Source organism: Roseateles sp. P5_E1, assembly GCF_054049335.1.
Map to the genome: position 1 here is coordinate 23,997 of NZ_JBFUMN010000055.1, position 11,167 is coordinate 35,163.

At 65.8% G+C, this 11,167-nt stretch carries 9 protein-coding genes and 3 tRNA genes; 3 read left to right on the forward strand and 9 right to left on the reverse strand.

Annotated features, from left to right (window positions below; genetic code table 11):
• Positions 1-4: 4 nt before the first annotated feature.
• Together ACXJKJ_RS25440 and ACXJKJ_RS25445 are read left to right on the forward strand one after the other, a co-directional pair.
• Positions 5-1,570 carry an ABC transporter substrate-binding protein gene (locus tag ACXJKJ_RS25440; protein WP_457393483.1) on the forward strand — a complete coding sequence of 522 codons (1,566 nt, stop codon included), beginning with the start codon at positions 5-7 and terminating at the stop codon, positions 1,568-1,570.
• Positions 1,571-1,618: 48 nt separating this feature from the next.
• Positions 1,619-2,374, forward strand: a complete 756-nt coding sequence (locus tag ACXJKJ_RS25445) for a trimeric intracellular cation channel family protein (RefSeq protein WP_457393485.1) — start codon at positions 1,619-1,621, stop codon at positions 2,372-2,374.
• 21 nt (positions 2,375-2,395) lie between these two features.
• On the opposite strand, the gene ACXJKJ_RS25450 is transcribed toward ACXJKJ_RS25445, so the two are convergent.
• The 6 genes from ACXJKJ_RS25450 to ACXJKJ_RS25475 form a co-directional block, all read right to left on the reverse strand.
• Positions 2,396-4,171, reverse strand: a complete 1,776-nt coding sequence (locus tag ACXJKJ_RS25450) for a beta-1,3-glucanase family protein (RefSeq protein ID WP_457393487.1) — start codon at positions 4,169-4,171, stop codon at positions 2,396-2,398.
• A 348-nt stretch (positions 4,172-4,519) separates the two neighbouring features.
• Positions 4,520-5,026 carry a hypothetical protein gene (locus ACXJKJ_RS25455; RefSeq protein WP_457393489.1) on the reverse strand — a complete coding sequence of 169 codons (507 nt, stop codon included), beginning with the start codon at positions 5,024-5,026 and terminating at the stop codon, positions 4,520-4,522.
• Positions 5,027-5,169: 143 nt separating this feature from the next.
• A complete protein-coding gene (locus tag ACXJKJ_RS25460) occupies positions 5,170-6,123 on the reverse strand; it encodes an NAD(P)H-dependent flavin oxidoreductase (protein WP_457393491.1) in 954 nt (317 codons plus the stop codon).
• An 11-nt stretch (positions 6,124-6,134) separates the two neighbouring features.
• Positions 6,135-7,922 carry an acyl-CoA dehydrogenase gene (locus tag ACXJKJ_RS25465; RefSeq protein WP_457393493.1) on the reverse strand — a complete coding sequence of 596 codons (1,788 nt, stop codon included), beginning with the start codon at positions 7,920-7,922 and terminating at the stop codon, positions 6,135-6,137.
• A gap of 77 nt (positions 7,923-7,999) precedes the next feature.
• Positions 8,000-8,932 carry an electron transfer flavoprotein subunit alpha/FixB family protein gene (locus ACXJKJ_RS25470; RefSeq protein WP_457349632.1) on the reverse strand — a complete coding sequence of 311 codons (933 nt, stop codon included), beginning with the start codon at positions 8,930-8,932 and terminating at the stop codon, positions 8,000-8,002.
• A gap of 29 nt (positions 8,933-8,961) precedes the next feature.
• Positions 8,962-9,717 carry an electron transfer flavoprotein subunit beta/FixA family protein gene (locus ACXJKJ_RS25475; RefSeq protein WP_457393495.1) on the reverse strand — a complete coding sequence of 252 codons (756 nt, stop codon included), beginning with the start codon at positions 9,715-9,717 and terminating at the stop codon, positions 8,962-8,964.
• A 172-nt stretch (positions 9,718-9,889) separates the two neighbouring features.
• On the opposite strand from ACXJKJ_RS25475, the gene murI reads away from it, so the two are divergent.
• On the forward strand, positions 9,890-10,717 hold the full coding sequence (murI, locus tag ACXJKJ_RS25480) for a glutamate racemase (protein WP_056198236.1): 828 nt from the start codon (positions 9,890-9,892) through the stop codon (positions 10,715-10,717).
• A gap of 5 nt (positions 10,718-10,722) precedes the next feature.
• Here the strand turns inward: murI and ACXJKJ_RS25485 are convergent.
• The 3 genes from ACXJKJ_RS25485 to ACXJKJ_RS25495 form a co-directional block, all read right to left on the reverse strand.
• Positions 10,723-10,811 (reverse strand) — tRNA-Leu (locus ACXJKJ_RS25485).
• Between the two features lie 158 nt (positions 10,812-10,969).
• Positions 10,970-11,045, reverse strand: a tRNA-Gly gene (locus tag ACXJKJ_RS25490).
• A gap of 46 nt (positions 11,046-11,091) precedes the next feature.
• Positions 11,092-11,167, reverse strand: a tRNA-Gly gene (locus ACXJKJ_RS25495).

An 11,167-nucleotide genomic window follows, 5' to 3' on the forward strand; every position in this document is an offset into this window, starting at 1 on the left:
GCTCATGAAAATCTCCACCCTTTGGGCCGCCGCCTGGCTGGCCACCGCGCTGACCGCCACGGCCGACCCACTGCGCTGGGCGGCCCAGAACGACATCCAGACGCTGGATCCGCATTCGCAGAACCACTCGGCCACGTCCACCATCACCGGCTACGCCTATGAAGGCCTGACCCGCTACACGGAGAAGTTCGACGTCGAGCCGGCACTGGCCGCCAAGTGGACCTTTGTGACGCCCACGCAGGTGCGCTTCGACCTGCGCCGCGGCGTCAAGTTCCATGACGGCACGCCCTTCACGGCGGATGATGTCGTCTTCAGCCTGCAGCGCATCAAGCACCCGGCCAGCAACATGATCATCTATGCCTCCGGCATCAAGGAGGTGAAGAAGATCGACGACCACACGGTGGACTTCATGCTCGAAGGCCCCAACCCCGTGCTGACGCGCAACCTGACCTATGTGCGCATCGTCAGCAAGGCCTGGGCGACCAAGAACCGCTCCGAGAACCCGCAGGACTTCAAGGCCAAGGAGGACACCTATGCCTCCCGCAACGCGATGGGCACGGGGCCGTTCAAGATCACGGCCTGGCAGCCGGACCAGCGCATCAGCATGGTGGCCAACAAGGACTGGTGGGACAAGCCCAAGGGCAATATCTCAGAGCTGACCTATCTGCCCATCAAGTCCGACGCAACCCGCGTGGCCGCCCTGCTGTCTGGCGACCTCGATCTGCTGACCGACCTGCCACCCCAGGACGTCGCCAAGCTCAAGGCCGACCCGCGGCTCAAGGTCATCGACGGGCCCGAGAACCGCACCATCTTCTTCGCGCTGGACCTGGGCAGCGAAGAGATCAAGGGCAGCAACGTGAAGGGCAAGAACCCCTTCAAGGACAAGCGCGTGCGCGAGGCGATGTCACTGGCCATCGACCGCGAGGCCATCAAGCGCAGCCTGATGCGCGGCCTGTCGGTGCCGGCGGCCATCATGGTGGCGCCCGTCGCCTACGGCCACTCGGCCGAGCTGGACACGGTGCAAAAGCCCGACGTGGCGCGCGCCAAGCAGCTGATGACGGAGGCCGGCTACCCGGACGGCTTCGAGGTGCCGCTTGCCTGCCCAAACGACCGCTACGTCAATGACGAAGAGATCTGCCAGGCGGTGGTGTCGATGTGGACGCGCATCGGCGTGAAGGCCAAGCTGTCGACGCAGCCCATGACCCAGCACTCGGCCGCCATGCAGCGCTACGAGCTGCCGCTGTACATGTATGGCTGGGGCGTGACGACCTTTGATGCGCAGTACACGCTGCAGGATATCGTCCATACCAAGACCGGCGGCGCCGATGGCAAGGGCAATTTCTCCAAGGTCAGCGACGCCAAGGTCGACGCACTGGTGCAGCAGATGAAGGTCGAGACCGACGTGCCCAAGCGCCTGGCGCTGATGCAAGAAGCCTTGAAGCGCACGCGCGACGAGTTCCTCTTCATCCCCATCCACCACCAGGTGCGCCCCTGGGCCATGAAGGCCGGTCTGACCATCCCGCACTCGGCCAACGATGCCCCGCAAGCCAAATGGGCCACAGTGAAGTAAAGCCCCTCGGCCAAGGAATACCTTGGCCGGTCCCCCGAGGGGACGGCGATGCTTGCCGGTTCGACCGGCAAGCACATCGCCTGGGCGGGCCGGCTAGGGAGCGGCCCGGCGCTCGGCCCGCAAGCAACCCCGGTGGAAGATGACGCTGGGGTGATCAAGCCGCCCATCATCAACTTCTCGACGATCCAGTCCGTCGTCGAGATCACGGCCACCCTGGCCTTCGCGTTGTCCGGCCTGCTGGCCGGCGCGCGCAAGCATCTCGACGTCGTTGGCCTGTGCATCGTCGCGGGCCTGTCGGCCTTTGGCGGCGGCACGCTGCGCGATGTGCTGCTGGACCGCCGGCCCTTCTTCTGGGTCGAGCATGCGGACTGGCTGTGGGCGCTGATGGCACTGTCCTTCGCCGCCATGCTCTTCCTGCGCCGGCGCCACCTGGCGCTGACGGAGAAGGCCATCCAGTGGCCCGATGCACTGGGGCTGGGCCTGTTCACGGCCAACGGCGCCTTGATCGCGCTGGACATGGGCCAGCCGCCCATCGTCGCGGTGCTGATGGGCGTCATCACGGCCACCTTCGGCGGCGTGCTGCGCGACATCGTCTGCAACGAGATCCCCGCCGCCTTCCATGACCACCGGCCCTATGCGCTGTGCAGCTTCGTCGGCGGCTGGGTGCTGGTCGCGGCCGTGCGGCTGGACGCGCCGCAGTGGGCCGCCATCAGCGCTGCGGCCGGCACAGCGGTGCTGCTGCGCGGCCTGGCGCTGTGGACAGGGTGGACGCTGCCGGCCTGGCGCATCAACGCCAAGCGTTGACGGCCAGGCGGCAGGACCGGTTTACCAGCCGATCGTGTACGTCACCGTCGTCGGCGCCGTCGTGTGCAACGACGGGCTGAAGTCGCCCACGTCGTCATACGCAAAGCCGTAGGCCTTCTTGTTGATGCTGTGGTCGTGCCAGAACTTGGCGTACCAGTTGCCCAGCTGGCCGGCTGGGTAATGGGCGGTCTGCACGTACCAGTTGGCCGGCTGCTCCATCACGTGGCGGTTCAGCGCGGCGCAGATCTGGGCCTGCAGCTGCAACTGCGTGCCCGTGTTGGTCGGGTTGCCGCTCGCGTCCGCCAGCAGGCCGGCGCCCAGCAGCACCATGGCCGTGTCGGGCTTGCCGTTGATGTAGAAGGTGCCCGCCGGCGAGCCACCGGTGAAGGTGAAGCGGTCACCGCTGACACGGCCGCGGAAGGTGCCCAGGTTCTGCAGCGTGAAGACCAGGTCTTCGTTGCGGTAGCGGGCCCAGACGGCGTCGATATAGGGCTGCAGGTAGCTGGCGTTGGCCTGGCCGGGTTTGAAGGTGCCGTGGGCCGGGGCCATGATCCGGTACGGCGAGTACGGCGCCTGCGCGAGAGGCTTGAACTGCGCCGGCACTTCGGCGATGAACTTGCTGAAGAGCTGGTCACGCGTCTCGGTCAGCGCTTCACCCACGGTCTGGTCGTAGCCACCCAGGCCCTGGACGCGCAGCTTCAGCGGGAAGCCGAAGTGGTCGACACGCGTGGTGTTGATGAAGATGCCCTGGTCGGGCTGGCCCAGCGGGATGATGGCCATCTCGCCGAAGTCGAAGTAGACGTCGATGTTGGGGTCGGTCGGGTTCTCGATGTTGGCGCCGGCATAGCCGATGTTGCCGTTGCCGTCGACGACGACCTTGATGTACATCGGCGAGCCCACCGACATCAGCACGCGGGCCGAGTTCAGCGCCGGGATGGTGATGGAGCGGGTGTTGCTGAGCTTGTGGAAGTAGTTGGTGTACGTCTGACCACCCTTGGTCAGCGCGCCGTTGTCGCTTGTTGCCATGGGGATGAAGTTGCCCGCGGCATCCACGCGCACGAACTTGCCCGTGTCCCAGTCCTTGCCGATGATGGCCCAATAGACCTGGTCATCGGGCCAGCGGCCGGCGGTCTGGTTGACGATGTTGAAGGTGGTGCGGCCGTTCCAACTGCCGGTGTTGGTGTTGGTGCCGACGCGGTAGGAGGACGTCAGGTCATTGAAGCCGCGGTTGACGAGGTTGGGCTCGTTGGCCGTCAGCACCAACGAAGCGCCGCCGTAGCTGACGTCGTTGAACAGCGTCGCCTGGTAGCCGGCCTGCACCTTCACGGACGAAACCCGGTCGTTCCACGCGGCGCCTATCCAGCTCGAATCCGCGCTGGCGCAGAAGCTGTCGCCGGTGTAGTTCACATCGGCGTAGAAGCAGACGGGGCCGGCGGCCGTGCTGGTGCCCACCGTGTAGCTGAACTTGGGCGTGTCGTAGGCCGGCGTGCCGTTGTTGTAGGTGAACCAGTAGCCGATCACGTTGCCGGTGGCGACGGTGAGCTTCTGCTCATGGCGGCCGTTGGCCGCCATCATGCGGATGTTCTGCTGCGGGCCGTTGTTGACCGTGTAGTGGGCGTCGACCCAGGTGGTCGACACATTGGATTTGAACCAGATCGTGGCCGTGGTGCCGCTGACTTCGACACCCTGTGTGTAGTCCTGGGCCAGGGCCGAGGTGGTGCCGAGCAGGCAAAGACCTGAGATAGCCAGCAACCAGCAAACGCCGAGCAGGCGCAAGCAACGCAAAACAAGATTCACCTTTGTCTCCTTGCCCGCTCGTCGTGGGGATCCGCGGGGCGTTCGGGGTCCCAACGCTGGGAGGGGCGGCATGGCCCTTCCCTGGCCGGTGTCTCGACTGCGAAGACCTACTGCGCGCCCCGGCATGCAGCCGCTCCCGGGGTCAGGTCGCTATCCAAAAGCGCATTGAAAGCGCTTTCAAATTTGCATCGCATCCTCCTGGGAGAGGCGAGAAAGCGGTTTCATGGAAAACCCGTGCGAGACGTTTTCATGAGTCGCCCGCTTCAGGGACAGGAAACCCGCCAAAGGAAACGGCCGCCCGAGGGCGGCCGTCGCATCAGGTGGCAGACCACGGTCAGTGGAGCTCGCTCATTCCTTGATCGCCGACAGCACCTGAGCCAGCGCCTGTTTCGCCACGGATTCGCACAGGCTGTTCATGCCCTGGAAGGCATTGGCCGAATAGTCGCTGGCGACGTATTCCTTGCCGYGAAAGCTCAGCCTGGTGGCCAGCTTGTCCTTGCCCGCAAAGATGCCCAGCATGACGCGTGCAGCCGGGGGACGCTGGCGGTATTCCTTGATGACGACCTCGGCACTCTCGGCGGGGGCGACGCTGTACCCCTTGGACGTCGCTTGCGCTTCGTAGGTCTGCTCGATCAGCGGGCCGACCTTGGGGTTCTGCTCGCAGTCGCCGCAGTCCCAACGCACGGACAAGCGGGGCAGCACCTTGGCGTCACTCGCCGAAGCGGGCCTTGCCGCAGGCTCGGCCGCAGCCGCCACCGGGGCATCCGCAGGCTGGGGCGGCTGGGGCTCCTGGGCGGCGGCCTGGAGGCTGAACAGGAGGGCGGCGCTGTAGACGAGGATGGCTTTGGGCTTCAAGGGCATCTGCGGATCGATGAAAACGGTTGGGGGCCGCGATGGTAGCGACGAACCTCCGCGCCTGAGCCTAGGGTTGGTGGGCTCCATCCCACCAAGAAGAACGGCCGCCCGCAGGCGGCCATCGTGGCAAGCCAGGCGCCGCGTCAGTTCAGCGCCAGGCGCGCCCGCGCTGCCGCGTACTCGCGCTTGAGCCGCGCCACCAGCTCCGCAGCCGGCAGCACCTCGCGCACCGCGCCGATGCCCTGGCCGCTGCCCCAGATTTCCTTCCAGGCCTTGGCCGCGCTGCCGCCGAAGTTCATGGCGCTCGGGTCGCTCTCGGGCAGCTTGTCCGGGTCCATGCCGGCAGCAATGATGGAGCCGCGCAGGTAGTTGCCGTGCACGCCGGTGAAGAGGTTGCTGTAGACGATGTCGTCRCTGTTGCTGGCCACGATCATCTGCTTGTAGGCGTCGGTCGCGCGGGCCTCGTCGGTGGCGATGAAGGCCGAGCCGATATAGGCCAGGTCGGCGCCCATGGCCTGGGCGGCCAGGATGGCGTCGCCAGTGGCCATCGAGCCCGACAGCGCCAGCGGGCCGTCGAACCATTCGCGGATCTCGTGGACCAGCGCAAACGGGCTCTTCACGCCCGCATGACCGCCCGCACCGGCCGCCACCGCGATGAGGCCGTCGGCGCCCTTCTCGATGGCCTTCCTGGCGAACTTGTTGTTGATGATGTCGTGCAGCACGATGCCGCCCCAGGCATGCACGGCGTTGTTCACGTCTTCACGCGCACCCAGGCTCGTGATGACGATGGGCACCTTGTATTTGGCGCAGACCTGCATGTCGTGCTCGAGCCGCTCATTGCTCTTGTGCACGATCTGGTTGATAGCAAACGGCGCGGCGGGCTGGTCCGGATTGGCGCGGTTGTAGGCCGCCAGCGTCTCGGTGATCTCGGCCAGCCACTCGTCGAGCAACTCGGCCGGCCGCGCGTTGAGCGCCGGCATGGAGCCGACGATGCCGGCCTTGCACTGCTCGATGACGAGCTTGGGGTTGCTGATGATGAACAGCGGCGAGCCGATGGCGGGCAGCGGCAGGTTCTTCAGGATGGGAGGCAGGGCCAAGTTGGACTCCGTCAGAAAGCTTCGAGGCTGAGTTCCGTCACGCTGTCCGCGCCATCAATGATGGCGGCACGCAGTGAGCTGGTACGCGGCAGGATGTGTTCGGCATAGAAGCGCGCGGTCACGATCTTGGCGGCCATGAATTCCTTGTCAGTCGCCAAGGCGTCTTCCGCCACCATCAAAGCGCGGGCCAGTTGCCAGCCAGCGACGAGGTTGCCCGCCAGCATCAGATAGGGCACCGAGCCGGCATAGGCCGCATTCGGATTGCTTTTGGCCGAGCCGGCGATGAAGTCGACCACGGCGAGGAAATCCTCACGCGAGGCGCGCAGGGCCTTCAGCACAGCGCGAGCGGCGACGCTGTCGCGCTTGGCCAGTTCGCCTTCCGTCACCTCAATCTGGCCGGCCACGGCGCGGGCCAGTTGGCCACCATCGCGCGCCGTCTTGCGGCCCACGAGGTCATTGGCCTGGATGGCCGTCGTGCCTTCGTAGATGGTCAGGATCTTGGCGTCGCGGTAGTACTGCGCCGCACCGGTCTCTTCGATGAAGCCCATGCCGCCATGCACCTGCACGCCCAGCGAAGTGACCTCCAGGCTCATCTCGGTGCTGTAGCCCTTCACCAGCGGCACCATGAAGTCGTAGAAGGCCTGGTTCTGCTTGCGCGCATCCGGGTCGGGATGGTGATGGGCCGCATCGAAGGCCGCTGCGGCCGTGCTCGCCATCGCGCGGCAGCCCTCGGTCAGCGCGCGCATCGTCATCAGCATGCGGCGCACGTCGGGGTGGTGAATGATGGCAGCGCTGCCAGCCACCGAACCGTCCACCGGGCGCGACTGCACGCGGTCCTTCGCATAGCCCACGGCCTTCTGATACGCGCGGTCGGCGATCGCAATGCCCTGCAGGCCCACGCCGTAACGGGCCGCGTTCATCATGATGAACATGTACTCCAGGCCGCGGTTCTCCTGGCCGATCAGCGTGCCCACGGCGCCGCCGTGATCGCCGAACTGCAGCACCGCCGTCGGGCTGGCCTTGATGCCCATCTTGTGCTCGATGGACACGCAGTGCGCATCGTTGCGGGCGCCCAGCGCGCCGTCGGCATTGACGAGGAACTTCGGCACCAGGAACAGGCTGATGCCCTTCACGCCCTCGGGCGCGCCGACGACGCGGGCCAGCACGAGGTGGACGATGTTCTCGGCCATGTCGTGCTCACCGTAGGTGATGAAGATCTTGGTGCCGAAGATCTTGTAGGTGCCATCGCCCACTGGCTCGGCGCGCGTGCGCACCAGCGCCAGGTCGGAGCCCGCCTGCGGCTCGGTCAGGTTCATCGTGCCGGTCCACGAGCCGTCCAGCAGCTTGGGGATGTAGACGGCGCGCTGCTCGTCGCTGCCCGCGGTCAGCAGCGCCTCGACGGCGCCATCGGTCAGCAGCGGGCACAGCGCAAAGCTCATGTTGGCCGACTGCAGCATCTCGTTGCAGGCCGCCGCAATCGTCTTGGGTGCGCCCTGGCCGCCGAATTCGGTCGGATGGACCAAACCCTGCCAGCCGCCCTCCGCGTAGGCACGGAAGGCCTGCTTGAAGCCGGGTGTCGTCGTGACCACGCCGTCCTTCCAGCTCGACGGGTTCTTGTCACCCTCGAAGTTCAGCGGCGCGATGACGTCCTGCGTCAGCTTGGCGCATTCCTCCAGCACGGCGGCGGCCGTGTCCAGGCCGAAGTCCTCAAAGGCAGGGACTTGTTTCGTTAGGGTCTCCAGACCGGCGAGGTGCTGGATGTTGAAGAGCATGTCCTTGACGGGGGCGCGGTAACTCATTGGTTACTCCTGAAAGAGGCAAAAAGGGCGCCGCGACAGACGAAGTCGGGGCGCCCGGAGTGCGGTGGCGCGTGGATTTACAGCGCGGCGACGAGTTCCGGCACGGCCGTGAACAGGTCAGCTTCCAGGCCGTAGTCGGCCACCGAGAAGATCGGTGCTTCCGGGTCCTTGTTGATCGCGACGATGACCTTGGAGTCCTTCATGCCGGCCAGATGCTGGATGGCGCCCGAGATGCCGCAAGCCACGTAGAGCTGGGGGGCGACGATCTTTCCGGTCTGGCCCACCTGCCAGTCGTTGGGCGCGTAGCCCGCGTCAACGGCGGCGCGCGAAGCGCCGAGGGCCGCGCCGAGCTTGTCGGCCAGCGGGGTCAGCACCTCCATGAACTTGTCGTTCGAGCCCAGCGCGCGGCCACCTGACACGATGATCTTGGCGGCGGTCAGCTCGGGGCGGTCGCTCTTGGTCACCTCACGGCCGACAAAGCTGCTCTTGCCGCTGTCGGCGGCGGCGGCCACGGTTTCGACGGCAGCCGAACCACCGGATGCAGCGGCCGGGTCGAAGCCCGTCGTGCGAACGGTCAGCACCTTGGTCGCATCGCTGCTCTGCACGGTGGCGATGGCGTTGCCGGCGTAGATCGGGCGCTCGAAGGTGTCGGCACTGATGACCTTGGTCACGTCGCTCAGCTGAGCCACGTCCAGCAGCGCGGCAACGCGGGGTGCGACGTTCTTGCCCGCAGCGGTGGCGGGGAACAGCAGGTGGCTGTAGCCAGACGCCAGCGCGATGACTTGCGCGGCGACGTTCTCGGCCAGGCCTTCGGACAGCGCGGCCGAGTCGGCGTGCAGCACCTTGGTGACGCCGGCGATCTGGGCGGCAGCGGCGGCGGCGGCGGCGGCGTTGTGGCCGGCCACCAGCACATGCACTTCGCCGCCCGTGGCAGCGGCAGCAGTGACGGTGTTCAGCGTGGCGCCCTTGATGTGGGCGTTGTCGTGTTCTGCAATGACGAGTGCGGTCATCTCAAAGTCTCCAAATCGGGGGCGAGCGGTCAGATGACCTTGGCTTCGTTCTTCAGCTTGGCGACGAGAGCGGCCACATCGGCCACCTTCACGCCAGCGCCGCGCTTGGGCGGCTCGCTGACCTTCAGCGTCTTGATGCGCGGCGTCACGTCCACGCCCAGGTCGGCAGGCTTGACGATGTCGAGCTGCTTCTTCTTGGCCTTCATGATGTTGGGTAGCGTCACGTAACGCGGCTCGTTCAGGCGCAAGTCGGTCGTGATGACGGCCGGCAGGCTCAGCGACACGGTCTCGAGGCCGCCGTCCACTTCACGAGTAACGGACACCTTGTCGCCGGCCACCTCCACCTTGGAGGCGAACGTGCCCTGCGGCATGCCCGTCAGCGYGGCCAGCATCTGGCCGGTCTGGTTGCAATCGTCATCGATGGCCTGCTTGCCGAGGATGACCAGGCTCGGGCCTTCCTTGTCGACCAGCGCCTTCAGCAGCTTGGCGACGGCCAGTGGCTGCAGTTCGAGATCTGCAGGTGTCTCCACCAGGATGGCGCGGTCGGCACCGATGGCCATGGCAGTGCGCAGGGTCTCCTGGCATTGCGTGACACCGCAGGACACGGCGATCACCTCGGTGATGACGCCCTTCTCCTTCAGGCGCACGGCCTCTTCGACGGCGATCTCGTCGAAGGGATTCATCGACATCTTCACATTGGCAATGTCGACGCCCGTGCCGTCGCTCTTGACGCGCACCTTGACGTTGTAGTCGACGACGCGTTTGACAGGAACCAAGACCTTCATCGAAAACTCCAGCTCGAATTGACGTAAACGTTAACCAGATTCTACGGGCGCTCTTCGGGAGAGCTGCGCTTAAAAAAGCACGATCGTTCGATTCTAGCCAGACGCCGGACAGCGCTGGGGGAACTCTTTTTGGGGAGGCCTCTCGAATCGCGAAGCTAGACTGCTCGCGCCCATGCAGATCGATCCCTCCCCGAGCCGAGAAATCGGCATCTTCGACTCCGGTGTCGGCGGCTTCACGGTGTTGCACGAACTGCGCCAGCTGCTGCCCGGTGTACGCCTGCGCTACCTCGCCGATACGGCCTATGCCCCCTACGGTGCTCGCACGCCCGAAGACATCCAACAGCGCAGCTTGGTCATCGCCGAACATCTGATCGCCAGCGGCGCCGAGCTCATCGTCGTTGCCTGCAACACGGCCACGGCGCACGCCATCGAGGCGCTGCGCGCGCGTTGGCCCACCCTTCCCTTCGTGGGCACCGAGCCAGGCATCAAACCCGCGGTTGCGGCGACGCGCAATGGCCGGATCGGCCTGCTGGCCACGCCGGCCACGGCAACAAGCGCTCGGCTGCTTGCGCTGGTCGAGCGGCACGCCGGTGCGCACGAAGTCGTCGTGCAGGGCTGCCCCGGCGTCGTCGACCGCATCGAAGCTGGTGACCTCGCCAGCGCTGAGCTACGCGCCCTCGTCGAGCACTACTGCGCGCCGCTGCGCGCTGCCGGCGTGGACACGGCGCTGCTGGGGTGCACGCACTATCCGCTGATCGAGCCGCTGTGGCAGGCGGCGCTCGGTCCATCCGTCAAATTGCTACGCATCGAGACCGCCGTCGCGCGACGTGCGGCCGATCTCTGGGGAGCCAGCACGGGAGAGCCGTCCCTCGCCGTCGAAACGAGTGGGAACCCCGCGGCGCTGCGCGCGTGGCTCGCGCAGGTGCTGGGCTGGAAAGACATAGCCGTTCAGGCGTGGCAGCCGGAAAGCAAAAACGGCCAGCACGCGCTGACCGTTTGAAGGCTTGGTGCCCGGGACGGGACTCGAACCCGTACTTCCGTTTCCAGAAGGCGGATTTTAAGTCCGCTGCGTCTACCGATTTCGCCACCCGGGCGGCGAGCGGAATTATCCGGGCCGCAGAAAAGATCAGGCGCTTTGCGCGTTGCCTCACGGAGTACCGTTAGATGCAGCCAACAAACCCCTGCGTGTCAGAGGCTGCGCGCAAAGTGCCAAAGAAAACGGGAGATCCGACTGATCGAATCTCCCGTGAATTGGAGCGGGTAACGAGGCTCGAACTCGTGACCTCAACCTTGGCAAGGTTGCGCTCTACCAACTGAGCTACACCCGCGCATTTCATTCGGCCTTGCAGCTGAACATCGGTGCGACCGATTTTTTGGAGCGGGTAACGAGGCTCGAACTCGTGACCTCAACCTTGGCAAGGTTGCGCTCTACCAACTGAGCTACACCCGC